At 64.3% G+C, this 26,614-nt stretch carries 24 protein-coding genes; 7 read left to right on the forward strand and 17 right to left on the reverse strand.

Translation table 11 applies throughout. The features are described from left to right. The first annotated feature begins 58 nt into the window (after nt 1-58). Together AC1RRT_RS04775 and AC1RRT_RS04780 are read left to right on the forward strand one after the other, a co-directional pair. Nucleotides 59-1,003, forward strand: coding sequence for an MbnB/TglH/ChrH family RiPP precursor modification enzyme (locus AC1RRT_RS04775; protein ID WP_493012638.1), 945 nt, complete (start codon nt 59-61; stop codon nt 1,001-1,003). Continuing rightward, nucleotides 987-1,775, forward strand: a complete 789-nt coding sequence (locus tag AC1RRT_RS04780) for an HvfC/BufC N-terminal domain-containing protein (RefSeq protein WP_493012639.1) — start codon at nt 987-989, stop codon at nt 1,773-1,775. Before AC1RRT_RS04775 ends, AC1RRT_RS04780 begins: the two co-directional genes overlap by 17 nt. Here the strand turns inward: AC1RRT_RS04780 and AC1RRT_RS04785 are convergent. From AC1RRT_RS04785 to AC1RRT_RS04795, 3 genes are all read right to left on the reverse strand, one after another. Next, on the reverse strand, nt 1,772-3,049 hold the full coding sequence (locus tag AC1RRT_RS04785) for a M20 family metallopeptidase (protein WP_493012640.1): 1,278 nt from the start codon (nt 3,047-3,049) through the stop codon (nt 1,772-1,774). The two genes, AC1RRT_RS04780 and AC1RRT_RS04785, sit on opposite strands and share 4 nt — an antisense overlap. Before the next feature lie 19 nt (nt 3,050-3,068). Further along, a complete protein-coding gene (locus AC1RRT_RS04790; RefSeq protein WP_492982315.1) occupies nt 3,069-3,353 on the reverse strand; it encodes a hypothetical protein in 285 nt (94 codons plus the stop codon). 67 nt (nt 3,354-3,420) lie between these two features. Next, nucleotides 3,421-4,656 (reverse strand): MFS transporter, encoded by a 1,236-nt coding sequence (locus AC1RRT_RS04795; protein WP_493012641.1) that lies wholly within the window; start codon nt 4,654-4,656, stop codon nt 3,421-3,423. Nucleotides 4,657-4,823: 167 nt separating this feature from the next. Here AC1RRT_RS04795 and AC1RRT_RS04800 point away from each other — a divergent pair, with 167 nt between their 5' ends. After that, the gene (locus tag AC1RRT_RS04800) at nt 4,824-6,218 is read left to right on the forward strand and encodes a hypothetical protein (RefSeq protein WP_493012642.1); all 1,395 of its coding nucleotides are present in this window, start codon (nt 4,824-4,826) and stop codon (nt 6,216-6,218) included. Here the strand turns inward: AC1RRT_RS04800 and AC1RRT_RS04805 are convergent. The 8 genes from AC1RRT_RS04805 to AC1RRT_RS04840 form a co-directional block, all read right to left on the reverse strand. Next, nucleotides 6,215-7,099: a DMT family transporter gene (locus tag AC1RRT_RS04805; protein ID WP_493012643.1), complete on the reverse strand. Its 885-nt coding sequence runs from the start codon at nt 7,097-7,099 to the stop codon at nt 6,215-6,217. The genes AC1RRT_RS04800 and AC1RRT_RS04805 overlap by 4 nt on opposite strands. Before the next feature lie 76 nt (nt 7,100-7,175). Then, complete coding sequence (lpdA, locus tag AC1RRT_RS04810) at nt 7,176-8,579, reverse strand: dihydrolipoyl dehydrogenase (protein WP_493012644.1); 1,404 nt, start codon at nt 8,577-8,579, stop codon at nt 7,176-7,178. Between the two features lie 18 nt (nt 8,580-8,597). Beyond that, nucleotides 8,598-8,912 (reverse strand): antibiotic biosynthesis monooxygenase, encoded by a 315-nt coding sequence (locus tag AC1RRT_RS04815; RefSeq protein ID WP_493012645.1) that lies wholly within the window; start codon nt 8,910-8,912, stop codon nt 8,598-8,600. A 17-nt stretch (nt 8,913-8,929) separates the two neighbouring features. Further along, nucleotides 8,930-10,153, reverse strand: a complete 1,224-nt coding sequence (odhB, locus tag AC1RRT_RS04820; protein ID WP_493012646.1) for a 2-oxoglutarate dehydrogenase complex dihydrolipoyllysine-residue succinyltransferase — start codon at nt 10,151-10,153, stop codon at nt 8,930-8,932. 27 nt (nt 10,154-10,180) lie between these two features. Beyond that, nucleotides 10,181-13,063 carry a 2-oxoglutarate dehydrogenase E1 component gene (locus AC1RRT_RS04825; RefSeq protein WP_493012647.1) on the reverse strand — a complete coding sequence of 961 codons (2,883 nt, stop codon included), beginning with the start codon at nt 13,061-13,063 and terminating at the stop codon, nt 10,181-10,183. A gap of 49 nt (nt 13,064-13,112) precedes the next feature. Beyond that, on the reverse strand, nt 13,113-13,991 hold the full coding sequence (sucD, locus tag AC1RRT_RS04830; protein ID WP_493012648.1) for a succinate--CoA ligase subunit alpha: 879 nt from the start codon (nt 13,989-13,991) through the stop codon (nt 13,113-13,115). 1 nt (nt 13,992) lies between these two features. Next, nucleotides 13,993-15,162, reverse strand: coding sequence for an ADP-forming succinate--CoA ligase subunit beta (sucC, locus tag AC1RRT_RS04835; RefSeq protein WP_493012649.1), 1,170 nt, complete (start codon nt 15,160-15,162; stop codon nt 13,993-13,995). Between the two features lie 295 nt (nt 15,163-15,457). After that, nucleotides 15,458-16,126: a LolA family protein gene (locus AC1RRT_RS04840; protein WP_493012650.1), complete on the reverse strand. Its 669-nt coding sequence runs from the start codon at nt 16,124-16,126 to the stop codon at nt 15,458-15,460. A gap of 89 nt (nt 16,127-16,215) precedes the next feature. Here AC1RRT_RS04840 and AC1RRT_RS04845 point away from each other — a divergent pair, with 89 nt between their 5' ends. From AC1RRT_RS04845 to AC1RRT_RS04855, 3 genes are all read left to right on the forward strand, one after another. Then, on the forward strand, nt 16,216-16,539 hold the full coding sequence (locus tag AC1RRT_RS04845; protein ID WP_493012651.1) for a heavy metal-binding domain-containing protein: 324 nt from the start codon (nt 16,216-16,218) through the stop codon (nt 16,537-16,539). 36 nt (nt 16,540-16,575) lie between these two features. After that, nucleotides 16,576-17,127: a chlorite dismutase family protein gene (locus tag AC1RRT_RS04850; protein ID WP_493012652.1), complete on the forward strand. Its 552-nt coding sequence runs from the start codon at nt 16,576-16,578 to the stop codon at nt 17,125-17,127. A gap of 269 nt (nt 17,128-17,396) precedes the next feature. After that, entirely contained in the window at nt 17,397-18,128 is a 732-nt protein-coding gene (locus AC1RRT_RS04855; protein ID WP_493012653.1) for an alpha/beta hydrolase, read from the forward strand. Here AC1RRT_RS04855 and fghA read toward each other — a convergent pair. The 4 genes from fghA to AC1RRT_RS04875 form a co-directional block, all read right to left on the reverse strand. Further along, nucleotides 18,125-18,967: an S-formylglutathione hydrolase gene (gene fghA, locus AC1RRT_RS04860; RefSeq protein WP_493012654.1), complete on the reverse strand. Its 843-nt coding sequence runs from the start codon at nt 18,965-18,967 to the stop codon at nt 18,125-18,127. The genes AC1RRT_RS04855 and fghA overlap by 4 nt on opposite strands. Next, nucleotides 18,967-20,079, reverse strand: coding sequence for an S-(hydroxymethyl)glutathione dehydrogenase/class III alcohol dehydrogenase (locus AC1RRT_RS04865; RefSeq protein ID WP_493012655.1), 1,113 nt, complete (start codon nt 20,077-20,079; stop codon nt 18,967-18,969). Before AC1RRT_RS04865 ends, fghA begins: the two co-directional genes overlap by 1 nt. Nucleotides 20,080-20,161: 82 nt before the next feature. After that, nucleotides 20,162-21,340, reverse strand: coding sequence for a multidrug effflux MFS transporter (locus AC1RRT_RS04870; protein ID WP_493012656.1), 1,179 nt, complete (start codon nt 21,338-21,340; stop codon nt 20,162-20,164). Nucleotides 21,341-21,351: 11 nt separating this feature from the next. Next, nucleotides 21,352-22,545, reverse strand: a complete 1,194-nt coding sequence (locus AC1RRT_RS04875; protein ID WP_493012657.1) for an acetyl-CoA C-acyltransferase — start codon at nt 22,543-22,545, stop codon at nt 21,352-21,354. A gap of 91 nt (nt 22,546-22,636) precedes the next feature. Here AC1RRT_RS04875 and AC1RRT_RS04880 point away from each other — a divergent pair, with 91 nt between their 5' ends. Next, on the forward strand, nt 22,637-23,221 hold the full coding sequence (locus AC1RRT_RS04880) for a TetR/AcrR family transcriptional regulator (protein WP_493012658.1): 585 nt from the start codon (nt 22,637-22,639) through the stop codon (nt 23,219-23,221). Here AC1RRT_RS04880 and AC1RRT_RS04885 read toward each other — a convergent pair. Both AC1RRT_RS04885 and AC1RRT_RS04890 read right to left on the reverse strand, forming a co-directional pair. Next, nucleotides 23,218-23,919 (reverse strand): hypothetical protein, encoded by a 702-nt coding sequence (locus AC1RRT_RS04885; RefSeq protein WP_493012659.1) that lies wholly within the window; start codon nt 23,917-23,919, stop codon nt 23,218-23,220. The genes AC1RRT_RS04880 and AC1RRT_RS04885 overlap by 4 nt on opposite strands. 125 nt (nt 23,920-24,044) lie before the next feature. Beyond that, entirely contained in the window at nt 24,045-26,549 is a 2,505-nt protein-coding gene (locus tag AC1RRT_RS04890) for a DNA translocase FtsK (protein WP_493012660.1), read from the reverse strand. Nucleotides 26,550-26,614: the final 65 nt, after the last annotated feature.

The following is a 26,614-nucleotide window of genomic DNA, read 5'->3' on the forward strand; positions in this document are numbered from 1 at the left end:
ACCCCTGTACACATGGCGGCAGGCCATGGGTGCCTAACAGGGAACAACCATCCGCAGCATGACGGATCAGAAGCCCATCGCCTTTCCGGGTCCGACCCGGCTGTCGCCGGAGCAGATCGGCATCAGCCTGCGGCCGCCGCATCATGTCGACCTGCTGCGCAGCCGGCCCGATGTCGGCTGGGTCGAGATTCACGCCGAGACCTATATGGGTGGCGGCGCCGCCCGCTGGTATCTGGAACAGGTCCGTGCCCGCTGGCCGGTGGCCGTGCAGGGCACCGGCCTGGGACTGGGCGGCGGCGAACTGCCCGATGCCGAGCATCTGGAACGGCTGGCCCGCCTGGTCGACTGGCTCGATCCGGTGCTGCTGTCGGAGCATCTGGCCTGGGTCGGCGTCGAAGGGCGCTATTACAATGACCTGCTGCCGCTGCCCTATACGGCCGAGACGCTGGAAAACTGTTGCCGCAACGTCGACATCGTGCAGACCCGGCTGAAGCGCCCGCTGCTGATGGCCAATCCGGCCACTTACCTGCGCTTCCGCGAAAGCCAGATCGCCGAAGCCGAATTCCTGAGCCGCCTGAGCAATGAAACCGGCTGCGGCATCCTCTGCGACGTCAATAATCTCTATGTCTCCAGCGTCAACCATGTCGGCCGCGAGTCAGCACTGGCGGTGGCGGAGGCCTATCTCGACAGCCTGCCGGCGCCGGCGGTACATGAAATCCGCATCGGCGGCCACAGCGAGAAAATGGCCGACGGCCGCCTGATGCTGATCGACGATCATGCAGCCCTGGTCGCAGAACCAGTCTGGCGCCTCTATGCCAACGCGGTGCAGCGCTTCCCTCATGCGGCGACGCTGCTGGAATGGGACAGCAACCTGCCGCCGCTGGGGCATTTGCTGTCGGAAGCCGATCATGCGGCGCGGCAGCGCGCGGCGGCGCTCAGGCCCAGCGACCTGCCGGGCGACACTCTCACGACAACGGAAGGCGGCGATGAGCGCGCTGCTTGAACGCCAGCGCGAATTCGCCGACGCCCTGACCGGTTCGCTGCATGCGGTGGCCGAGAAGGTGATTGGTGACGCGATTCCGGCCGAAGGCCGTCTGCAGATTTATGCCGACCGTTTCCGCGCCAGCCTGCTGGAAAGCCTGGCCACGGTTTTTCCCGTCACCCGCGCCCTGGTCGGCGAAGCCTTCTTCGCCCAGACGGCACGCGACTTTTTGATCTTCGATCCGCCGCGCTCGCCGATCCTGAGCCTGTATGGCGACGGCTTCCCGACCTTCCTCGCCGCCCTGCCCGACCTGGGCGGCCACCATTATCTGCCCGACATCGCCGCTTTCGAATGGGCGCTTAATATCGCGGCACAGGCTGACGATACCGACATCCTGCGGCCGGAAGACCTGCCGGATTCAGACACCACCGCTCAGATGCCGTTGCCGCTGCATCCCTCGGTGCAACGCCTGTCGACGCCCTTCCCGGTCAGCCAGATCTGGCAGGTGCACCAACCGGATTCACCTGTGGTGGATCGCATCCGCATGGCCGGCAGCAGCGAACGCCTGCTGGTGTGGCGGCGCGGCATCGAGGTCTGCTGGCACAAACTGGATCACGGCGAGGATCGTCTACTGGCCGAGCTGGCCAACGGCGCGACGCTGGGCGCCGCCACCATGGCCGCCTCGCAGGAACCCGATTTCGATTTCCCCGCCAGCTTCAGCTGGATGCTGGACGGCGGTGTCTTCGCGAAGCCGCAGGACCTGCCCGACCCGGATCCGTCCAGCCCGACTTAATCCAACCAGGTATAGGCTGTCGCCAGCATCGCCTCGATGCCGGTGCGCAGCGTGGGATTCAGCACCGGTGCATAGAACGGCGAATGGTTGACCGGCAGGATGCTGGGGTCTTCGCTCTTTTGCGCCTTGGCGAACAGCTCGGGGTCGGTGCCGCCGATTACCCAGAAAACGGACGGCACATTCCATGCCGTGCCGAACAGGCCGAAATCCTCACTGCCCGAGGCCGGCTCGACCTGCACAACACGGTCGGCGCCGAAATAAGCCTGCATGCCCTCGACCGTGCGCATGGTCGCCGCTTCGTCATTGATGGTGAGCGGGAACTGGCTGATTTCGGAAATCGCCGGCGGCTTTGGCGCGCCCGAGGCTGCGGCCTCGGCCTCGATGATGCGCTTGACCGAGGCCAGCACGCGGGTGCGCACGCTTTCCTTGAAAGTGCGGATATTCAGGCGCAGTAACGCCTCGTCGGGAATCACGTTCTCATTCAGGCCGGACTGTAACGTGCCGACGGTGACCACGGCGCTGTCGGCCATCGCCACCTCGCGCGACACCACGGTCTGCAAGCGCATGACCGTGGCTGCAGCCATCACGACGGGATCAATACTGTTCTGCGGCTTGGAGCCATGGGCGCCACGGCCGAAGATCTTCACTTCCCAGCTGTCGGCGGCCGACATGGCGACGCCCGGCTTGTAGCCGATGGTGCCGGCCGGCATCGGGATGACATGCTGGCCCAACGACACGGTCGGCTTAGGGAATTTCTTCACCATGCCGTCATTCAGCATGGCGCGCGCGCCAGCGCCAATCTCTTCGGCGGGCTGGAACACAGCCATCACCGTGCCCTTCCAGGTATCGCGATGCTCTGACAGCAGGCGACCGACGGCCATCAGCCAGGTGACATGCAGGTCATGACCGCAGGCATGCATGATCGACACCGACTGGCCGAAACGGTCGGTGCCGGTCTGTGTGCTGGCATAATCGAGGCCAGTCTTCTCCTTGACGGGAAGGCCATCCATATCGGCGCGCAGCAGGATCACCGGACCCTCGCCATTCTTCAGCAGCGCGACAACGCCGGTCTTGCCGATGCCCTCATGAACCTCGAAGCCATATTTCTTCATCCAGTTGGCGGCGACGCCCGCCGTGCGCACTTCCTGCATGGAGAGTTCGGGATGACGGTGCAGGTCGAGATAGATTTTCTCCATCTCGGGCAGCAGGCCGGCGATCTTGTCGAAGACAGCCTTTTTGTTGGCGGCGAGAACGCGCGGCACGGAAGCATGCATGGGTCGGTCTTTCTTCAGATCAGGAGAAGGAACGGAAATTCGGACGGGCGCCACGACGCAGGCGCGGCAGGCCGGTAGAGGCGGTCATATGCGGATCGTCATCGACTTCGGACAGCAGGGCGAGGATTTCCTGGCCCACGCGCATGGCGTCCTGCGGCGGCAGGGCATCGGGGTTTTCCATGATCGAGAGCAGGTCGAGAATGCGCTGCTGGCGCTTGTAGCGCTGCTTGGCCGCTGCCTGATCCTCTTCGAGGTCATGCAGCAGTTCGACGCCGGGCGGCAGCATCTCGCAACGTTCGCACATGGGCAGAATTAGACCGGATCACCCAGTGAGGGTCAACGGAAGCCTGTGCAGGCGGCACATGAACCAATCAGGAAGATTGGCCCGTTCCCGCACCCGCTTTCAGGAACCGGCCGGTGCGCAGCAGCGCCAGCGGCCCGATCAGGGCGCCCAGCCCCATGACTGCCAAGCCCAGACCCCAGCTGAGCACCGTCTGGCTGCCGGTAAAATACTGCGCGGCATCCAGCGCGAAACCTACAAAGAGCGGACCCAGCACCGAGACGCCAAAGCCCAGCGCAGAATGCAGCGCCATGGTCGAGGCGCGATGCTGCGGCTCGGCGGCCGCCATCATCCCCGACGTGAGCGCACCGGAATCGCCACAGATGAACACGAAATAAATCGCGCAATAAGCCAACACCAGCCAGACCGGCAATGCCGCCGTGAAGCCGAAGACAATGCCCATGACACCGGACAGGGTCATGATCGCCACCAGGGCGCGGCGACGACCGAATTTCAATGCCATTTCGTTACCCAGCAGGCTGGCCGGCAGGCCGATCAACGTGACGATCGCCGCCAGCACCGTGGCACTGGGCAGCACAGCCGCCACCGCCGGCTCACGCGCCAGCACGAAGACCAGGAAGGCGGTCAACCAGGCACGCATGGCGGTCAGTTCGAAGCCATGGGCCGCATAGCCGATGATGTAGCCCATGGCGTCACGGTTGCGCAGCACAGGCTTGAGCTGGAAACCGGCCGCCGCCTTGGCACCAGCCGGCGCTTCCGGGGCCAGCAGCAGCCAAGCCAGGGCACCCGAGGCCAGGCAGAACAGGCCAATCACACCGAAACTCCAGCGCCACCCGAACCATTCGGCCAGCAGACCGGTGACGGTGAAGCTGAGGGCGACGGCGATCGAGTAGCTCGCAGTATAGAAAGTTACGGCGCGGCTCTGTTCGCCGCCGCGCAGCCGGTCGGTCAGCGCGCGTAACCCCGGCATATAAATCGCCGCCTGCCCGGCACCGCCGATGGCCCTCAGGATGAAGCCTGACCAGAAGCCGTCGGCCAGCACCGCAAAAGCCACGGTACTGATCCCGGTGACCGCCGCACCGGCGGCAAAGACCAGCCGGGCGTCGATCCGGTCGGTCAGCATCACAGCCCAGGTCACGAACAGCATGTAACCCAGGTAATAGACGCCGGCGATCCACCCGGCTTCCGTGTTGGTGAGGCCCCAGACGGCGATGAAATCCGGCATCAGGGCCGGGAAACTGGCCAAGGGCAGAATCGCCAGTACTTCCAGCGCGGAGATCAGGACAATCAGGATGCGGGGGGACATAAAACCGGGGCGGGTGCGGGACAGGAAAAGACAGGGCTTGCCTTCGGTCACGCAGTATTCAACGATCCGGGCCGGACTGCCAGAGTATCGTCACATTTCCAGGCAATAAAGATTTATTCATCCCGAAACTGGCCACCAGAACCAGTCTCCAGAAATCAGGAACGCCCATGTCCCGCAACTCATCCGTCCGCTTCACCGCTCCCGTCTCGCGCCGCCTGTTCCTCACTGGCAGCGCCGCGCTGGGCCTTACACCACTGCTTGCCTGCGCACCGCGCCAGGGCTCCGTCAACATGAAATACGATACCGCGACGCCGATCATCTTCGTCCATGGCAACGGCGACACCGCGGCCTTGTGGAACACCACCTGCTGGCGCTGGGAGAGCAACGGCTTCCCGGCCGACCGCCTGCTGACCCTCGATTTCCCCTATCCGCTGGCGCGCAGCAATGACGACGAATTCCAGGCCGGCCGGTCTTCCACTAAGGAACAGCTGGAGCAGCTGTCCGCCGCCATCGAACTGGCGCTGCGTGAAACCAAGGCCGGGCGCGTCGCGCTGGTCGGGTCCTCGCGCGGCGGCTACGCCATCCGCAACTACCTGAAGAACAGCCCTGGCGCCGCCTATGTCAGCCATGCCGTGCTCTGCGGCACGCCCAACCATGGTGTCATCGTCTCGAACGACAAACTGGTGGGCAGCGAATTCAACGGCACCAGCAATTTCCTGCGCCAGCTCAACAGCGGCTCTGAGGTCGTGCCCGGCGTTGCCTGGATGACCACGCGCAGCGACAATGCCGACAAGTTCGCACAGCCCGACGGCGCAGCGCTCGGTTTCGCCGGGACCGCGACGGGCGTCACCGCCGACGGCCCGGCGCTGGCCGGGGCGAAGAACATCGTGCTGCCCGGCCTGGACCATCGCGAGGTCGCCTTCCACGAGAAGGCTTTCGCCGCGACCTGGGAATTCATCATGGGCAGCGCGCCCGCCACCACGGCCATCATCCCGGAATCCGCACCCGTGCTGAACGGCAAGGTGAACGGCATGGTGCGCGGTTCGCCGACCAACCTGCCGGTCGAAGGCGCACGCGTCGAAATCCACGAGACCGATCCGCAGACTGGCGCGCGCCGCCGCCAGGTGCATGCCAAGGTGACCGGCCCGGACGGCTACTGGGGCCCGTTCACGGCCAGCCCGACTGCAACCTACGAATTCGTCCTGAGTGTGACCGGCCAGACCACCACGCATATCTACCGCTCACCCTTCCCGCGCTCGTCGGCGCAGGTTCACCTGCGCACCGCCGTGGTGGCCGACCGCGACCGCCAGGCCGGTTCGATCATCACCCTCAGCCGTCCACGCGGTTATTTCGGCCAGGCGCGCGGCGACATCGTCACGCTGGATGGCAAGCCGGGCACCGGCATTCCGGCCGGTATCCCAGTGAACTCGACCTCGACGCTGACCCTGCCGCGTGGCGAGGCCCAGCGCAGCGTGGTCTGCCGCTTCAATAATGAAACGATTGTCGTCCAGTCCTGGAACGCCATCGACGATCGCGCGGTGATCGCCGAGCTGCACTACTAGCGCCTGATCAGCAGCAGGCCGCCAGCCACGATCAGCCCGGTGCCCAGCAGGGTTGCCAGGCCCGGAAGATCGCCGAACACCGTCCAGCCGATCAGGGCGGCGAAGGCGACCGAACTGTAACCGAACGGCGCCAGCCAGGCGGCATCGGCCAGCCGGTAGGCCTGCACATTGCACATCTGCCCGAAGATCGCCATCGGGCCGATCAGGCAAAGGGCTGCCAGCGTCAGCGGCTCTGCCGGCACCCAGAGCACCAGCATGGCCGCGCCGAGCAGCAGGGCGGCGAAACCGTTCACATGAAACAGCATCGACAGCATGCTTTCATGGCGCGACAGCACCTTGATCATGATCACCTCGCAGGCGGTGAGGAAGGCCCCGGCGACCATGCAGAGCGGCGCGATGCCATGCGCCATCAGGCTGTCGAGTGAAAAGCCGCCGCTGCTGCCGCGCACGATGACGAAGGCGCCAGCCACACAGAGCACGGCGGCCAGTGCCTGCGCCGGGCTGATCCGCTCGCGTAACAACAGCACTGCCAGGATCATCGTGAACACGCCCTGAAGCAACGCTAGCGCCGAGGCATCGGCCAGCGGCATATGCGTGGCGCCATAAATGCTGAAGGCGCCGCCGCCGACACCGAAGCAGGCGCGCAGCAGATGCAGCGGCCGGCGCGTAGTGTTCAGGATCTGCCGGGGCGGCACACGTTGCAGGACGGCGACGCCGTTGACCGTCGCAAAGCCGCTTAAATAACGGATAAAAACGATCTGGATCGCCGGCACCAGCCCGCCCGTCAGCTTGCCCGAAGCATAAAGCAGTGAGAAAGCCAGCGCCGCGCCCAGTACCCATAGGGCGGCCTGCGCTTTGGCTTCAAGACGGAAAGGGGTCACGGTGCAGCACCATTGCAACGAAAAAAGGGCGGCCGGAGATATCTCCCGGGCCGCCCTTTCGTGAATTCCCGCCCGATCAGATCGTGATCGTATGGCCGTCGACGGCCAGCGCGGCTTCCTTCACCGCCTCGGTCAGCGCCGGATGGGCATGGACGGTGCGATAGATGTCCTCGGCCGAGGCGCCGAACTCGATCGCCATCACCAGCTCCTGGATCAGATGGCCGGCATCGGCGCCGATGATATGCGCACCAACCACCTTCTTGGTCTTCTCATCTTCCAGGATCTTCACGAAGCCGTCGGTCATGGTCATGGCGCGAGCGCGCGCATTGGCCGTGAAGGGGAACTTGCCGGTCTTGTAGGCGATGCCCCCAGCCTTCAGCTCTTCCTCGGTTTTGCCGACAGACGCCACTTCCGGATAGGTGTAAACCACGCCCGGAATGGCGTCGTAATTGATATGCGGCTTCTGGCCAGCCAGGATCTCGGCCAGCACCATACCCTCTTCATCCGCCTTATGCGCGAGCATCGGTCCGATGATGGCATCGCCAATAGCGTAGACGCCCTTGGCGGTGGTCTGGAAATGACCGTCAGTCTTCACGCGGCCGCGTTCATCCAGCTGCACGCCGGCAGCATCCAAGCCCAGGCCCGTGGTATAGGGACGACGGCCGATCGAGACCAGCACCACATCGGCGGTGACCTCTTCCTTGTCGCCGCCCGCAGCCGGCTCCATGGTCAGCGCTACGCCGCCCTTGGCGGCCTTGGCGGCGGTCACCTTGGTGCCGAGCTTAAATTTCATGCCCTGCTTGGCCAGGATGCGCTGCATCTGCTTCGACACCTCGCCATCATTGGTCGGCAGGATACGATCGAGGAATTCCACCACGGTGACGTCGGCACCCAGGCGCATCCAGACCGAACCGAGCTCCAGGCCGATCACGCCGCCACCGATCACCACCATGCTCTTCGGCACGGCCGGCAGCTTCAGCGCGCCAGTGGACGACACCACCTGCTTTTCGTCGATCTCGATGCCCTTGAGAGGCGTCACTTCGGAGCCGGTGGCGATGACGATATTCTTGGCCGAATAGGCGCCCTTGCTCTCGCCAGCCACCTCCACCTTGCCGCCGCCCAGCAGCTTGCCGGTGCCCTTCAGCCAGGTGATCTTGTTCTTCTTGAACAGGAATTCGATACCCTTGTTCGACGCGGTGACCACACTCTGCTTCTGCGCCATCATCGCCGGCAGGTCGATATCGATCTTGCCGACCTTGATGCCGTGCTGGGTGAAGCCGTGGGTCGCCTCATGATACAGCTCAGACGAATGCAGCAGCGCCTTGGACGGAATGCAGCCGACATTGGTGCAGGTGCCGCCGAGGCCGGCATCTTTCTCCACCACGGCCACACTCATGCCGAGCTGGGCGCAGCGGATCGCCATGGTGTAGCCGCCAGGGCCAGCACCGATGATGATAACGTCAAAAGCCTGTTCACTCATGGATCGTCCTCCAGAATCTCAGAAAGGCAGCTCGCCGTAGAGGCCGCCGCCGGCAGAAGTCATGATCTTGACCTTCTGCGTACCGACCAGCAGGCCGCTGCTGACCAGATCAGCCAGCATGGCCGTGTAAACAGCCGAATCCTTCACCGCATTCACTGATGCCTGGTCACGCCAGAAGGTGATGGTCCGCCATTCCTGATCGTCGTAGGTGAAAAAGCAGGCGAGGCAGCCGTCCAGGTTCTTGAACAGCGGCTCCAGCCTGTCGCGGCCGAAGGCGATGAAATCCTCGATCCGTCCCGGCATATAGGCCGTGCTCCAGACGCGGACGATCATCGCTTCGCCCCGTCTCCTTACATTTCGAAGAGCAGACGCTGCGGATCCTCGAGGCACTCCTTGACGCGCACGAGGAAGCTGACGGCCTCGCGGCCATCAACGATGCGATGATCGTAGGTCAGCGCCACATACATCATCGGGCGGATCACGACCTGGCCATTCACGGCCATCGGACGCTCCTGGATCTTGTGCATGCCAAGGATGGCCGACTGCGGCGGATTGATGATCGGGGTCGACATCAGCGAGCCGAACACGCCGCCATTGGTGATGCTGAAGCTGCCACCCTGCAGCTCGTCGATACCGAGCTTGCCGTCACGAGCGCGCTTGCCCATGTCGGCGATGGTCTTCTCGATGCCTGCGAACGACAGATGGTCGGCGTCGCGGATCACCGGCACGACCAGGCCGGTCGGGGTGGAGACGGCGCAGCCGATGTTGAAGTAGTTCTTGAAGACGATCTCGTCGCCCTCGATCTCGGCATTGACGGCCGGGAATTCGCGCAGGGCCTGCACGCAGGCCTTCACGAAGAAGGACATGAAGCCCAGGCGCACGCCGTGCTTCTTCTCGAACTGGTCGACATACTGCTTGCGGGCAGCCATCAGCGCCGACATGTCCACCTCGTTGAAGGTGGTGAGGAGCGCTGCGGTGTTCTGCGCTTCCTTCAGGCGGCGGGCGATCACCTGGCGCAGCTTGGACATGCGCTGGCGTTCCTCGCGGTCGCCATTGGCACGCGGACCGGCCGGCACCGACGGGCGGGCCGCAGGCGCGGCGCCGCCACCGGCGATAATATCCATGACGTCGCCCTTGGTGACGCGGCCGTCCCGGCCCGAGCCGGCGACGCCCGAGACATTGACGTTCTTCTCGGCGGCCAGCTTGGCGGCGGCCGGCAGGGCCTGACCGGCTGCGGGAGCAGCGGCAGCCGGAGCGGCGGCAGGCTTGGCGGCCGGCGCCGGGGCAGCAGCCGGAGCGGCTGCGGGCTTGGCAGCCGGCTTCGCGGCAGCGCCGGCACCCGCGGTCAGGGTCGCCAGCAGGTCGCCGACCTGCACGGTGGCGCCCTCAGCGGCGAGCACTTCGCCCAGCGTGCCGGCTTCCGGCGCATTGACCTCGACCGTGACCTTGTCGGTCTCGAGCTCGACCAGAAGCTGGTCGCGCGCGACGGCATCGCCGGCCTTGGCCGACCACTTGCCGACGGTGGCTTCGGAGATCGATTCCGCCAGCTGCGGAACGCGGATTTCAACTGCCATGTTCTTACGTCCTTGTCCTAAAAATGCTTATGCCGTGAGCGCGTCGTCGACGAGCTTGGCCTGCTGCTGGTTATGCTTGCTCATCAGGCCCGTGGCAGGCGATGCCGCCTCGACGCGGCCGGTATAGACGGCGCGCTTAGCCTTCAGGCCCAGCTCGGTCAGCACGGCTTCAATGAAGGGTTCGACAAAGGTCCAGGCACCCATGTTCTTCGGTTCTTCCTGGCACCAGACCACGGTCTTGGCATTCTTGTAGCGGCTAAGCTCCTTGATCAGCGCCTTGTGCGGGAAGGGGTAGAGCTGTTCGAGGCGCAGGATGACGGTATCCTTCATCTCGCGCTTCTGGCGCTCTTCGAAGATGTCGTAATAAACCTTGCCCGAGCACAGGATCACGCGCTTGACCTTCGCATCATCGGCCGGGTGGGCATCATCCCAGAGCACGCGATGGAACGAAGAGCCAGGCCCCATATCGGTGAGCTTGGACACCGCCAGCTTGTGACGCAGCAGCGACTTCGGCGTCATCAGGATCAGCGGCTTGCGGAACTTGCGATGCACCTGCCGGCGCAGGATGTGGAAGTAGTTGGCCGGCGTCGTGCAGTTCGCAACCTGCATGTTGTCTTCGGCGCAGAGCTGGAGATAGCGCTCCAGACGGGCCGAGCTGTGCTCAGGGCCCTGCCCTTCATAGCCATGCGGCAGCAGCACGGCGAGACCTGACATGCGCATCCACTTGGCTTCGCCCGACGAGATGAACTGGTCGAACACCACCTGGGCGCCGTTGGCGAAATCGCCGAACTGACCTTCCCACATGACGAGCGCGTTCGGCTCGGCCAGGCTGTAACCGTATTCATAGCCGAGGACAGCCACTTCGGAGAGCAGGCTGTCGATCACCTCGTAATTGGCCTGGCCATCCGCGATGTGATTGAGCGGCACATAGCGCTCTTCGGTCTGCTGGTCGTGCCAGACGCTGTGACGCTGGCTGAAGGTGCCGCGACCGCAATCCTGGCCCGAGAGACGCACGCCATAGCCTTCCGTCTGCAGCGAACCGAAGGCCAGCGCTTCGCCGGTCGCCCAGTCGATACCCTCGCCCGCCTCGATGGCGTTGCGGCGGTTCTGGGTATTGCGCGCCAGCGTCTTGTGGATGTTGAAGCCGTCCGGCACCGACGTGATGGCCAGGCCGATCTTCTTCAGGGTTTCGATTTCGACCGCCGTGGTGCCGCGACGCTCATCGCCCGAGGCCTGCTCCAGGCCAGCCCACTTGCCTTCCAGCCAGTCGGCCTTGTTCGGCTTGAACGACTTCGACGCTTCCAGCTCGCCTTCCAGCTTGTTCTGGAACTCGGTCACCATCGCCTCGGCCTCGGCCTCGGTCATCGTGCCTTCGTCGACCAGGCGCTTGGCATAGATCTGACGCGTGGTCGGATGCGTCGCGATCGTGCGGTACATGATCGGCTGGGTGAAGGAGGGATCGTCCGTTTCGTTATGGCCGTGACGGCGATAACAGAACAGGTCGATAACCACGTCCTTCTTGAACTTCTGGCGGAACTCGACCGCGATCTTGGCCACATGCGTCACGGCTTCCGGATCGTCGCCGTTGACGTGGAAGATCGGCGCCTGCACCACCTTCGCGCCATCCGACGGATAGGGCGAGGAGCGCGAGTAGGACGGATTGGTGGTGAAGCCGATCTGGTTGTTCACGATGATGTGGATGGTGCCGCCGGTGCGATAGCCGCGCAGCTCGGAGAGCGCGAAGCATTCCGCCACCACGCCCTGACCGGCGAAGGCCGCATCGCCGTGCAGCAGCACGGTCATCACCTGGCCGCGTTCGGTATCGCCCATCTGCGTCTGCTTGGCGCGCGACTTGCCCAGGCAGACCGGATTGACGATTTCCAGGTGCGACGGATTGGCCGCCATCGAGAGATGCACCTTGTTGCCGTCGAACTCGCGATCCGACGAGACGCCAAGGTGGTACTTCACATCGCCTGAACCCTGGAAATCATCCGGGTGATAGGCCATGCCCTTGAATTCGGTGAAGATGGCGCGATAGGGCTTGGCCATCACGTTGGCAAGCAGATTGAGGCGGCCGCGATGCGGCATGCCCAGCTCGATGTCGCGCAGGCCGAGCTGGCCGCCGCGCTTGATGATGGCTTCCATCGCCGGGATCAGGGCTTCACCGCCTTCCAGGCCGAAGCGCTTGGTGCCGGTGAACTTCATGTGGCAGAAGCGCTCGAAGATCTCGCCTTCCACCAGCTTGTTCAGGATCGCCTTCTTGCCCTCGGGCGTGAACTGCACTTCCTTGTCGCGACCCTCGATGCGCTCCTGGATCCAGGCCTTCTGCTCCGGATGGTAGATGTGCATGAACTCGACGCCGATGCTGGCGCAGTAGGTGCGCCGCAGGATCACCAGAATCTCGCGCAGCGTCGAGGTTTCCAGACCCAGCATGTTGTCGATGAAGATCGGACGATCCATGTCGGCATCGGTGAAGCCGTAGGATTCCGGTTCCAGTTCGGGATGGGCGCCCGGCGCCTGGATGCCCAGCGGGTCCAGGTTGGCCATCAGATGGCCGCGGATGCGGTAGTTGCGGATCAGCATCGCCGCGCGGATGGTGTCCAACGCCGCGTTACGGGCATCGGCAGGCGAGGCACCGCCCTTGACCGCACGGTCGGCCGACTTGGCAGCCTTGCCCTGCGGACCGAGCAGGCCCTCGTCTTCCATCGGCACCAGCACAGTGGCCGGAGCCCAGGACGGGCGACTCAGCGCCTGCTTGGGCTGGCTGAAGTCGTCGCCCAGCGCCTCGAAGAACTGCTTCCAGGAAGCATCGACGCTGTCGGGGTTGGCTACGTACTTGGCATACAGCTCCTCAACGAAGGTGCTGTTGCCACCGTAGAGGAATTGCGTGCGTTCAAGCTGCGCCGTCATCGATGTCGTGGCGCCGCTTGTTGGCCGGCGCCGCCCTCTATGTTTCCTGTTACTTCCCGTTCAACAGTTCAACCAGGGTGGTGCCGAGCGCTGCCGGGCTCTCCGAAACGCGGATGCCGGCCGATCGCATGGCCTCCAGCTTGGTGTTCGCATCGCCCTTGCCGCCCGAGATGATGGCGCCGGCATGACCCATGCGGCGGCCCGGAGGCGCGGTACGACCGGCAATGAAGCCGACTGTCGGCTTCTTCACCTTGGACTTCTTGAGGAACTCGGCGGCTTCTTCCTCGGCGCTGCCGCCGATTTCGCCGATCATGATGATGCACTCGGTCTCCTTGTCGCCAAGGAACAGATCGAGAGCGTCGATGAAGTTGGTGCCGTTGACGGGGTCGCCGCCGATACCGATGCAGGTGGTCTGGCCGAGGCCAGCCGCCGTGGTCTGCGCGACGGCTTCATACGTCAGCGTGCCCGAACGAGACACGATGCCGACCTTGCCGCGACGATGGATGTGACCCGGCATGATGCCGATCTTGCATTCACCCGGCGTGATGACGCCCGGGCAGTTCGGGCCGATCAGACGGGTAGACGAGCCGGTGAGCGCGCGCTTGACCTTCACCATGTCCAGCACCGGGATACCCTCGGTGATGCAGACCACCAGCGGGATTTCCGCAGCGATGGCTTCCAGGATCGAGTCGGCCGCGAACGGCGGCGGGACGTAGATGACACTCGCGTTGGCGCCGGTCTTTTCGACGGCATCGGCCACGGTGTTGAACACCGGCAGGCCGATATGCTGCGTGCCGCCCTTACCGGGGGTCACGCCGCCAACCATCTTGGTGCCGTAGGCAATCGCCTGTTCGCTGTGGAAGGTGCCCTGGCTGCCGGTGATGCCCTGGCAGATGACCTTGGTGTCCTTGTTGACGAGAACAGCCATGTTACTTGGCTCCCTTCACGGCCTTAACCACCTTTTCGGCGGCGTCGGCGAGATTGTCGGCAGAGATGATCGGCAGGCCGCTCTCGGCCATGATCTTCTTGCCCAGATCGACATTGGTGCCTTCCAGACGCACCACCAGCGGCACGGCCAGCTTCACCTCACGGGCCGCAGCGACCACGCCTTCGGCGATGATGTCGCAACGCATGATGCCGCCAAAGATGTTGACCAGGATGCCCTTCACGTTCTTGTCGCCAAGAATGATCTTGAAGGCCGCCGTGACGCGCTCCTTGGTGGCACCGCCGCCGACATCGAGGAAGTTGGCCGGCTCGGAGCCGTACAGCTTGATGATGTCCATGGTGGCCATGGCCAGGCCGGCGCCGTTGACCATGCAGCCGATCTCGCCGTCGAGCTTGACGTAGTTCAGCGACCACTTGGCGGCTTCGAGCTCGGACGCGTCTTCCTCGTCTGGATCGCGCATGTCCTCCACGTCCTTGTGGCGGTACAGCGCGTTGTCATCGAAGTTCATCTTGGCATCCAGCGCGATCATCTCGCCGGCGCCAGTGACGACCAGCGGGTTGATTTCGACAATGGAGGCGTCGAGGGCCACGAAGGCCTCGTACATCGCGGTCATGAACTTGACCGCTGACTGCACCTGCTTGCCTTCCAGGCCGAGGCCGAAGGCGATCTGGCGCGCATGATGCGGCTGCATGCCGCTGGCGGGATCGATGGCGACCTTGAGGATCTTTTCCGGATGCGCCGCGGCGACTTCCTCGATCTCCATGCCGCCCTCGGTGGAGGCCATCACGGTGATGCGCGAGGTGGCGCGGTCAACCAGGAAGCTGAGATACAGCTCGCGTTTGATGTCGCAGCCTTCCTCGATGTAGAGCCGCTTGACCAGCTTGCCCTCGGGACCGGTCTGGTGCGTGACCAGGGTCATGCCGAGAATGGCCTTGGACTGGGCAGCAACGTCGTCGATCGACTTCACCACCTTCACGCCACCGCCCTTGCCGCGACCGCCGGCATGGATCTGGGCTTTCACGACCCAGACCGGGCCGCCAAGCTGCTTGGCTACGGTGATGGCTTCGTCGGCGGAGAACGCAACTCCGCCACGCGGGACGGCGACGCCGTATTTCGCGAGCAGGCTTTTCGCCTGATATTCATGGATGTTCATGCTGCCCTACGGGTTTTTCGAACCCGGATAGACCGGGTCTCAGTGAGTGCCCTTCAGGGAACGAGGTTATAGCAACCTATCGAAAAGCCGCAACCGCCGCGCCGGTCAATTCGCAGGGTTTTCGACGAAAGTTCACGGGATTGCAGCAAGTTATGACACCGTGACCCTGGCCCATAACATGACGGCATACCTAGGCGGGCCGGTTACCGGTCGGTGCCGGCCTGGGAGGGGGATGTCACCGCCCTGAGGACGAGTGCGACGTATACGATGCTTGCGGTTGGGCTTGGCGCCGGACTCAGCGCCGGCGCATCAGGTCCCGCTCGACGGCGGGGCGATCGCCATAGGTGAACAGGCGGGCGTTGACCTGGGGGTTGAAGTCGATCTTGTTCAGCGTGATCGCCGTGACCTTGCCCTGGGCGTCGGTCACGGTCCAGCCGGCGAATTCCAGCGGCTTGTCCCCGAATACGACGGTAAGCGAGCCTTCCTTGGGCCGCTCGGGCGAGAACAGCGTGACGCGCAGAATCGCCGCGCCGCGCTCAACTTTGGCGATTCCGACGTCCTGGTCGTCAAAACTGACTTTTTCGCGCAGCAGCAGATCCAGCGGCGTGGCACCCAGCGGGATGCGCTCGACTGACTTCAGCTCGCGATCTTCCATGATGATATAGGCGCCATCCGACACGATCAGCATCGGCACCGGCGGATCGAATTCGAAACGGAACCGGCCGGGCCGGCTCATGTAAATCTTGCCCTCGGCCGCGCTGCCATCGGGCGCCACCTGCAGGAACCGGCCCTGCATGGTGCGCACGGTATTGAAATAATCGGCAATGCGCTTGAGATCAGCCTTATCCGTATCCGTGAGTTTGGCCGAGCCCGCCGGCGTGGCGGCATAGGCTGTGGCGAACGGCATCTTTGCCGCGGTCGCGGCAATGGCCATGGCAAGCAGGAAACGGCGACGATCAGTCATGATAGAGGCGTAGCCTTCGCAGATGGCGAAATCAAGGCGGCGCGGCTAGGCTGGCCAAGACGTGACCCGAAGCAACCCCGGAGACAGCGATGATCCTGACCACCACAGACGGCGTCGAGGGACGCAAGATCACCGCCTATCTCGGCATCGTGGCTGGCGAGGCCGTGATGGGCACCAATGTATTCCGCGACTTCTTCGCCGGCATCACCGACATCCTGGGTGGGCGCTCGGGCTCCTACGAAAAGGAACTCCGCAAGGCCAAGGCGCTGGCGCTGGAGAGCCTGACGGAGGAGGCCGCGGCCCTGGGTGCCGATGCCATCGTCGGCATGGATCTGGATTACCAGCAGATCGGCGGGTCGGACCGTCAAATGTTGATGGTCGCCGCCAGCGGAACTGCGGTAAAACTGGGCTGACGCCGGGCGCCCCGGCGCACCGGGGGATACAAGACAATGGAATCGCGCTTCACCAGCTTCATCGGCGGGCCGATGGGGCAATGGAAAATCGTATCGATCAGGGCCGTAACCGGCGACAGCCTCCCTATGGCCACGCATCTGAGCCTGCGCAGCGACCTGATGGAGGTCGAGGATGCACCGTGGCAACTGCGCGGCGTGGCGAGCAACCTACGCTACACCCATGAAACCGAACGTCAGGCCCTGGCGGCCGTTCAGCCGTCCCTGAACCGGCCAGAGGCCAGCTGCGCCGCACTGATCCCGATCCGCAAGACGGCAGCCTGGTGGCTGCTGGCGCAGGATGAGCGCCGCGCCATCATCGAGGAACACTCGCGCCATATAGCCATCGGCATGGCCTATCTGCCTGCGGTGGCGCGCAAGCTGTATCACGCCCGCGATCTGGGTGAACCCTTCGACTTCCTGACCTGGTTTGAGTTTGCGCCCGCCGATGCGGCCGCTTTCGACGCCCTGCTGTTGGCCCTCCGCGCCAGCCTGGAATGGGAATACGTCGATCGCGAAATCGAGATCAGGCTGGAACGAGCGCTCCGGTGATTTGGCTTGAAAAAAAGTACGATCGTTCTATATTCTGACTGAACCCCTCTTAGCCGGATGCGATCATGGACAAGAAGAAAACCTCATTTGCCAATAAAAGCACGAATGTTCGTGCATTAATCGATTTTTTTGTTCGAAAAGTCCTGCTTCAGGCAGGGTTCGCCATCGCCCCGCATTGGGCAACGGGCCGTGCCGCGCGCCTGTTCCTGCGAACATGGCGCAGGCCGTCACCCGGCCGCCCGGCTTATCTTTCCCACGCAACACCCTTCGTGGCTGACGGTCCCCACGGACCGATTGCCGCCTGGAGCTTCGGACGGCCGGGCGATCCGGTCGTACTGCTGGTGCATGGCTGGGAAGACGATCACCTGAGTTGGGCCCCGTTGATCGACAATCTGGTCGGGCGTGGTTTCCGCGTGCTCGCGCCCGACCTGCCCGGTCACGGGCGCACACCCACCACGGCGCTGTCGCAGCATCTGATCAGTCTGCCGATCATGGCGGCCGGTGTTGCCGCTGTGGGCCGTGAGGCGGAAAACATCGGCGCCACGCCGATCCACGCCACCATCGCGCATTCGCTCGGCGGCACCGCCACTGTGTTGGCCGCGGCCGAACTGGGCCTGCGGCCGGGACGCCTCGCCCTGCTCGCACCGCCCAACCATCCGCGCCTTTTCGCCGGCGCGATGATGACCATGCTGGGACTGGATCAGGTGCAGATCAGTATGGTCTTCACCGCCATCGAGCAACTGATCGGGCGCAGCATGGATTCACTCTATCTGCCGCCGAAGCTGCGCACCCTTGCCGTGCCTGGCCTTCTGCTGCACAGCCGCGACGACCGTCTGGTGCCGCTGCAACATGGTGAAGAGAATGCCGCCGCCTGGGTGGGAGCGCAGTTCCACCGCCTGGACGGACTGGGCCATCGCCGGCTGATGACCGACCCGGAGGTGCATCGCATGCTGCTGCAATTCGTGGGCGACAGCACAAGAACGATGGATGCCGCCGACTAGCGCCGCAACTGGGCGGCGTGATGGGCGATATGGTCGCCGATGAAGCTGGAGATGAAATAGTAGCTGTGGTCGTAGCCCGCCTGCAGGCGCAGGGTGAGCGGAATGCCGACCGCGGCGCAGGCATTGGCCAGTAGCTGCGGCTTCAGCTGCGCCTCCAGGAATTCATCAGCCGTGCCCTGATCGATCAGCACCGGTTTGTGCCAGTCGGTGCTGGCCGCCAGCATGCTGGCATCCCAGTCCTGCCAGAGCGCGCGGTTCGGGCCGAGATAGCCGGTGAAAGCCTTCTCGCCCCAAGGCACCTGCGCCGGCGCGACGATCGGCGCGAAGGCCGATACCGACCTGTAGCGCTGCGGATTGCGGAAGGCGCAAATCAGTGCGCCATGACCGCCCATGGAATGCCCGAAAATGCCGCTGCGCGTCGGCTCGACCGGAAAATACTCGGCCATCAGCAGCGGCAGCTCTTCGGTCACATACGAATACATGCGGTAATGGCGCGACCACGGCGCCTGCGTGGCGTCGACATAAAAGCCGGCGCCGGAACCGAAGTCGTATGCCTCATCCTCGCCCGGTAGATTCACGCCGCGCGGACTGGTATCGGGTGCCACCAGGATCAAGCCATGTTCGGCGGCATAGCGCTGCGCCCCGGCCTTGGCGACCATGTTTTCCCAGGTGCAGGTGAGGCCCGAGAGATAATACAGCACCGGCAGGCGCGCATGCTTGTCGGCCGCCTGGGCCGGCAGATAGACCGCGACCTCCATGCTGCAGCCGAGCACCGAGGAGGCATGCCGCCAGACCTGCTGCTGGCCGCCGAAGCAGGCCCAGTTCTTGATGCGCTCCATCAGAAGGTGACCACGGAACGGATCGACGTGCCTTCATGCATCAGGTCGAAGGCGTCGTTGATTTTCTCCAGTGGCATCACATGGGTGATCAGGTCGTCGATATTGATCTTGCCGTCCATATACCAGTCGACGATCTGCGGCACGTCCGAACGCCCGCGCGCGCCGCCGAAAGCCGAACCCTTCCAGACGCGGCCGGTGACGAGCTGGAATGGCCGGGTCGAGATTTCCGCACCCGAAGGGGCGACGCCAATGATGACCGACTCGCCCCAGCCCTTGTGGCAGCATTCCAGCGCCTGCCGCATGGTCTTGGTATTGCCGATGCATTCGAAGCTGTAATCGGCGCCGCCCTTGGTCAGGTCGACCAGATGCGGCACCAGCTCGTCATCCTTCATGTCCTTGGGATTGACGAAATGCGTCATGCCGAACTTTTCGGCCATCGCCTTGCGCGAGGGATTGATGTCGACGCCGATGATGCGGTCGGCGCCCACCATGCGCGCGCCCTGGATCACGTTGAGCCCGATGCCGCCCAGACCGAATACCACCACATTGGCGCCAGCCTGAACTTTTGCCGTATAGACCACCGCGCCGATGCCGGTGGTGACGCCGCAGCCGATATAACAGACCTTCTCGAACGGTGCGTCGGGCCGGATCTTGGCTACCGCGATCTCTGGCAGCACGGTGTAATTGGCAAAGGTGGATGTGCCCATGTAATGCCAAACCGTCTCACCGCGGCATTTGAAGCGGCTGGTACCATCCGGCATCAGGCCCTGCCCTTGCGTGATGCGGATCGACTGGCAAAGATTGGTCTTGCGGCTGAGGCAGTAGTCGCACTGGCGGCATTCCGGTGTGTAGAGCGGAATGACATGGTCACCCTTCTTCACGCTGGTGACGCCCGGGCCGATATCGACCACCACGCCGGCACCTTCGTGGCCGAGAATGCAGGGAAACTTGCCCTCGGAGTCGAGGCCCGACAGCGTATAGGCATCGGTATGGCAAACGCCGGTGGCCTTGATCTCGACCAGCACCTCGCCGGCCTTCGGCCCTTCCAGCTTGACCGTCTCGATGCTCAGCGGCTTCTTGGCTTCAAAGGCGACAGCAGCGCGCACATCCATGACGGTCTCCTCCGGTGTTAGGGCCGGAGGAGCATAAGCAGCGGGGCGCGGGGGCGAAACCCTTTTGCCGTCACAGTTGCGTTTAAGCCGGCTGTGCCGCCGGTTGCGGCTGACACAGGACCGTAACCAGGCCGAGCAACGCCATCACCAGCATGGCGCCCGGCATCGGCCGACTGCCGGACAGCGGCAGCAGGTTGACCAGCGCGGCCCCCAGCGTGGCGCCAGCCATCTGCATGGCGCCGATCAGGGCGGCCGCGGCACCGGCGCGCAGCGGAAACGGCTGCAGCGCGGCCGCCACGGTGAGTGGATTGACGATGCCGATGCCATAGAGGAACACCAGCGTCGCGCCGATGGCTGGCAGCACGCCCGGCACGGCATCGACCTGCAGCAGCATCACTGCGCCGCCCAGGCTGAGTACCAGGAAGCCGAAGCGCATCGCCAGCACCGGGCCCACGCGCCGCATCAGTTTCGGCGCGCTGTAGCCACCGGCGAAGACGGCAAAGACCGTGACGCTGGAGACGAGGCCGAACTGCGTCGGACTGAGGCCGTACTCAGCGATGAAAAGTCCGGGCGCGCCGGCGAAGAAGGCAAACAGCGCGCCCAGCGCAGCGGTGGTGGCCAGAGCCGGCAGCAGGAACAGGCTGCTGGATAGCAGGCTGCCATAGGCCGCGAAGGCGCCCCCGATATCGGGACGCGGCGCATCGGCCGGTCGTGTCTCACCCAGGCGTACCAGCACGATGACCAAAATGACAATGCCGAAGATGGCTACTGCATAGAAGGGCGCGCGCCAGCTCAGGCCTTCCTGCAGCAGGCCGCCGAGCAGCGGGCTGAAGCCGGGCGCCACCGCGACGCCGGTCATGATCAGGCCTAGCGCCTTGCTCAAGCCCGCGCCCTCAAAGAGATCACGCGCCATGGCCCGGCCGATCACCGAAGCGGCGCAGGCGCCGACGGCCTGCAGCGCACGACCGAGGATCAGCATTTCCACCGTCTGCGCCGTGGCGCAGAGCAGCGTGGCGGCAAAGAACAGCGCCAGGCCGATCACCACCACCGGCCGCCGGCCATAACGGTCGCTGAGCGGCCCGACGATGAGTTGGCAGACGGCAAAGACCGCCAGATAGACCGTCAGCGTCAGACGCACCGTGTCGGCATCGGCCTTGAGCGCCTCGCCAATCACCGGCAGCGCCGGCAGGTAGATATTGGTCGACAGCATGCCGATGGCAGCCAGCGCCGTCAGCAACACGATCAGCGGCGCATACGCCATGGGAGCCTTCCTCACGCGGCGCGCTCCACGGCGATGGCAGTGGCCTCGCCACCACCGATGCACAGCGAGGCGATGCCGCGCTTGCCGCCCGAGCGTTCCAGGGCATTCAGCAGCGTGACCATGATACGGGCGCCAGTCGCGCCGATGGGGTGACCCAGCGCACAGGCGCCGCCCAGCACATTCAGCCGGTCATGGCCGATATTGAGGTCGCGCATTGCCGCCATCGGCACCGCCGCGAAAGCTTCGTTGATCTCGAACAGGTCGACGTCATCGACGCTCCAGTCGATCTTGCCCAGCAGCTTGCGGATCGCCGGGATGGGCGCCGTGGTGAACCAGGCGGGATCCTGCGCATGCACGGCATGGCCCACGATCCGCGCGATCACCGGCAGGCCGCGTTCTTTCGCGACCGAAGCACGGGTCAGCACCATCGCCGCCGCGCCGTCGGCATTGGCGCTGGAGCTGGCCGGCGTGATCGTGCCGTTGGCCTTGAAAGCGGCCTTCAGGGTCGGGATTTTCTCCGGGCTGACTTTGAGCGGGTTCTCGTCGCGGCTGACGGTCTCGGCGCCTTTCACCGTGGGCGTAACGCTGACGATCTCGGCATCGAACCAGCCGTTCTCGACAGCCTTGCGCGCGCGGGTCAGCGTCTCAATGGCATAGGCATCCTGCTCGGCGCGAGTGAATCCGTATTTTGCGGCACAGTCCTCGCCGAAGGTGCCCATGGCGCGGTCGCGTTCATAGGCGTCTTCCAGGCCATCCAGCGCCATGTGGTCGAGCACCCTGGTATGGCCGGCCTTGTGGCCGAAACGCATCTGCGGCAACAGATAGGGCGCGCCCGACATGCTCTCCATACCGCCGGCCACCATGATATCGGCCGAACCGGCGCGCAGCATGTCATGCGCCAGCATGGCGGCGCGCATCCCCGAACCGCAAACCTTGTTGATGGTGACCGCACCGACATGGTCGGGCAACCCGGCCTTACGCGAGGCCTGCCGCGCCGGGGCCTGACCCTGGCCAGCCGGCAGCACGCAGCCCATCAGGACTTCGTCGATGTCTGCACCCTTCACCCCGGCGCGCTCCAGTGCCGCCTTGATGGCGACCGCGCCAAGCTCGTTGGCAGCCACCGAGGCCAGCGCGCCGCCGAAGCGGCCGAGCGGTGTGCGAATGGCGGATGCGATGACAATGGGGTCATGGGCGACGACAGACATAGGCGGCTCTCCGTATTTTCTCTTGCCGTCCTATTTAGATGATTGCTATCATCTATTCGTCAAGCGCTTTTTGCAGCGCGGAAAGGCTTCCATGCGTCGCTCGGCCGAGGAAAAGGCGGAAACCCGCCGCCAGATTGTCAGGACAGCCGGCCACATGATCCGCGGCCGTGGTCTGGCCGAAACCGGCGTGGCAGATGTCATGACCGAAGCCGGGCTGACCCATGGCGGCTTTTACCGGCATTTCGCCTCCAAGGATGAGTTGGCCGCAGAGGCCGTGGCCGAATCCCTCGCCTCCATGCGGATGCGACTTGTGACAATCGCTGAGAAGGCACCAGCAGGGAAAGCACTCGAAGCCGTGCTCGACACCTACCTGACCGAAGTCCATCGCGACCGCCCGGACCGCGGCTGCGTCATGGCCGCCATCGGCATGGAGGCGCAGCGCGCCGGCGGCGCCGTGCAGGCGGCCTATGAAGACGGCATCGCCAAGCTGCTGGCACTGTTCGCCAGTGTCATCAAGGCCCCCACAAAGCAGCAGACAGAAGACCGCGCCCAGGCTGTGCTGTCGGTGATGGTCGGCGGCCTGTTGCTGGCGCGCGCTCTGCGGCATGACCCGGCACAGTCGCAGCGCGCCCTGAAGAATGCGAGGAAGGCTGCACTGGCCGCAGCAGCGGCCTAGGCCAGACCCGGACCTGGTGGCTGGCGGTTGCCGAGCATAATCAGAAATACGGCCCAGCCGATGAAGCCAGCCATGGCAAGCGGTATGAGCAGGAATGCCATCAGGAAGATGCCATAGCCCGGCTGCAGACCGCTCGCCTGCATCGGCGCCAGCGCCACCAGTTCAACATCCTCACCCTGCAGCGTTGACCCCACGTCGACCACACGGACGGACAGCCGGTTGAGACCGGGATGCGCGACCAGCTTCTCTGTCTCGTCACGGCCAGCACCGGGCAGGCGCACCTGCGCCACCATCGCCTCGGTGCGCAAGTTGCGGGTGATCGTATAGGGTCCGACACGACTTGCCGGCGCGGCGCTCAGGCGTTTGTACGCGCCACCATTAATGGAAACATCAAGCACCACAGGCTGGCCGACAAAAATGACGTTGCCACCTGGACCGGGCCGGCCCCGCACGCCACCCAGTTCATGGGTGCGCCGGCCGTCATCCTCACCCTTGGCGGCAAAACGACCGAACTCCAGATCGAGATAAACGTCATGCCCCAGCATGCTGAAGACATTCAGCTGCGTCGCGACATGGGGTTGCAGGGTCAGGACAGTGACGCGCTGGATGCTCGCCACATTGGCTGCGCCGAGATAGAGCATGAAGACCGCGAGGGCGGCCTGCCAGAACATCCATTGGCGACGCAACGTGTCGGTCATGATGGCCATCCGGAACGGCAGAAGCACCGCCACGATAGCACCGAAACACCCGCCGCCAATCTGGCGGCAGAAAAAAGCCCGGCATTGCTGCCGGGCGTTAGCAAAATTTAACGGGAACGGAAGGGCTACTCCGCCGCCTCGATGTTGCGGGCGAGCACTTCGCGCTTGCCCACATGGTTGGCGGTGCCGACCACGCCTTCCTTTTCCATGCGTTCCATGATGCGGGCGGCACGGTTGTAGCCGATCTGCAGATGGCGCTGGATGAAGGAGGTGCTGGCCTTGCGCTCGCGGCAGACCAGGGCGACCGCCTGGTCGTATAGCGTGTCTTCCTCACCGCCTTCGCCGCCGGAACCCGGCGCACCGTATTTGCCACCCTCGAGATCGGCGGTGACGGCTTCGACATAGACCGGCTCGGCCTGGTCCTTCAGCATCTTCACCACGCGTTCGACCTCTTCGTCCGAGACGAAGGGGCCATGCACGCGGCTGATGCGGCCGGCGCCCGGCATGAACAACATGTCGCCCATACCCAGCAGCTGCTCGGCACCCTGCTCGCCCAGGATGGTGCGGCTGTCGATCTTCGACGTCACCTGGAAGGAGATGCGGGTCGGGAAGTTGGCCTTGATCGTGCCGGTGATGACGTCAACCGAGGGGCGCTGCGTCGCCATGATCAGGTGAATACCGGCGGCGCGCGCCATCTGCGCCAGACGCTGGATCGCGGCTTCGATATCCTTGCCGGCAACCAGCATGAGATCCGCCAGCTCGTCGACGATGACGACGATGAAGGGCAGCGGGTTAAGATCGACCGGGCGTTCTTCGTACATCGGCTTGCCGGCCTCGTCGAAGCCGGTCTGCACGGTGCGGCCGAGTTTCTCGTCCTTGGCCCGGGCCTGGGCCAGACGCTCGTTATAACTGGCGATGTTGCGCACGCCGAGTTCGGACATCTTGCGATAACGGTCTTCCATCTCGCGCACGGTCCACTTCAGCGCGACCACGGCCTTACCCGGCTCGGTCACCACCGGGGCCAGCAGATGCGGGATGCCGTCATAGACGGACAGTTCGAGCATCTTGGGATCGACCATGATGAAGCGGCACTGATCCGGCGTCAGCTTGTACAGCAGCGACAGGATCATGGTGTTGATGGCCACCGACTTGCCCGAACCGGTGGTGCCGGCGACGAGCAGATGCGGCATCTTGGTCAGGTCGGCGATAATGGCCGAACCGCCGATATCCTTGCCCAGCGCCAAGCCCAGCTTGGTCGACGGCGCCTCGAATTCGGCCGAACCCAGCAGCTCGCGCAGGTAAACGGTCTCGCGCTTGGCGTTCGGCAGCTCGATGCCGATGGCGTTGCGGCCCGGAATGACGGCGACGCGGGCCGAGAGCGCGCTCATCGAGCGGGCGATGTCGTCCGACAGGCCGATCACGCGGCTGGACTTGGTACCCGGAGCAGGTTCGAGTTCATACAACGTGACGACCGGACCCGGGCGCACCTTGGTGATCTCACCCTGCACGCCGAATTCGTTCAGCACGGATTCCAGCATGCGCGCATTCTGCTCCAGCGCGTCTTCGTTGATCTTTTCGCGACCATTGTCGGCCGGGGCCGGCTTGAGCAGCGATAGCTCCGGCAGCTCGAAATCGCCGGCCTCGCCCAGCTTCATCGTGGTCTGGGCCTCGCGGGCGGCGCGGGCGCCGGCCTTGGGCTTTTCGATGCGACGGGTGACGCGATTCTCATCGGCACGCTTGGCCGTGGGCAGGCGCGGCAGGTCGCCCTCGTCATCCTCGTCGTCGATATCCTCGTCCAGATTATCTGGATTGACGTAATCATCCTCTGCGGCTGCAGCAGCCCTCTTGGCCTTGCCGAAACTCGGTTCAGATTTACGCAGCACCGGTTTGTCGTCGTCATCCTTGTCGCGGGCGAAGAATTCCTTCAGGCGGCCGAAGAAGCCATGCGCCGCCTGACCGCCGCGCATCGCGGCCTTGCCGCCATGATAGATGCCCTGTGCGGCCAGACCGGTAGTGGCGGCGGCGCCGAAGCCGAGGCCAGCACCCATGCTGCGCCACTCGTTGGTCGATAGCCCGGAAGCGAAATAGAAGCACAGCGCGGCAAAGCCGAAGCAGAGCACGGCCGGCAACACCGCCGACATCGGCAGGCCAATAGCGACACAGACCGGCACCAGCTGGTGATAGAGGATGTAATCGCCGACCACGCCGCCGAGACCGGCGCGCATGGCCCACATGGTGGGCACCGGTAGGGCAGCGGCAAAGCAGGCGAACAGGATCAGGGTGAGCGGCACAAGCGCCACATTCAGCCACCAACGCGGCAGACCGCGATGCGATACGATGCGGAAGCCCCAGCTCGCCAGCAGCAGCACGAACAGCCAGGCCGAGAGGCCGAGCGTCTGCAGCAGCACATCGGACATATAAGCGCCCGGCAGGCCAAGCCAGTTCTTCGGCGCCAGCGGGGTCGCATGATTGAAGTTGGGGTCGGCCGGATCGAAGGTGGCCAGTGCCAGTGCCACCAAAAAGCCGATGCCAAGGATCAGGATGCCGCCACCCTCGCGGGCGCGCAGGCGCAGGAACTCGTCAAAACCTTCGGGGAAGAACGAACGCTTCTTCTTGGACCGGGCGGCCATGTCCATCCTCACGATTCACTATAATCGGCAACACAAACGGAGCCAGGCCGAGCCGATTCGCCCTA

This window comes from Ferrovibrio sp. GW821-FHT12B10 (assembly GCF_058807515.1).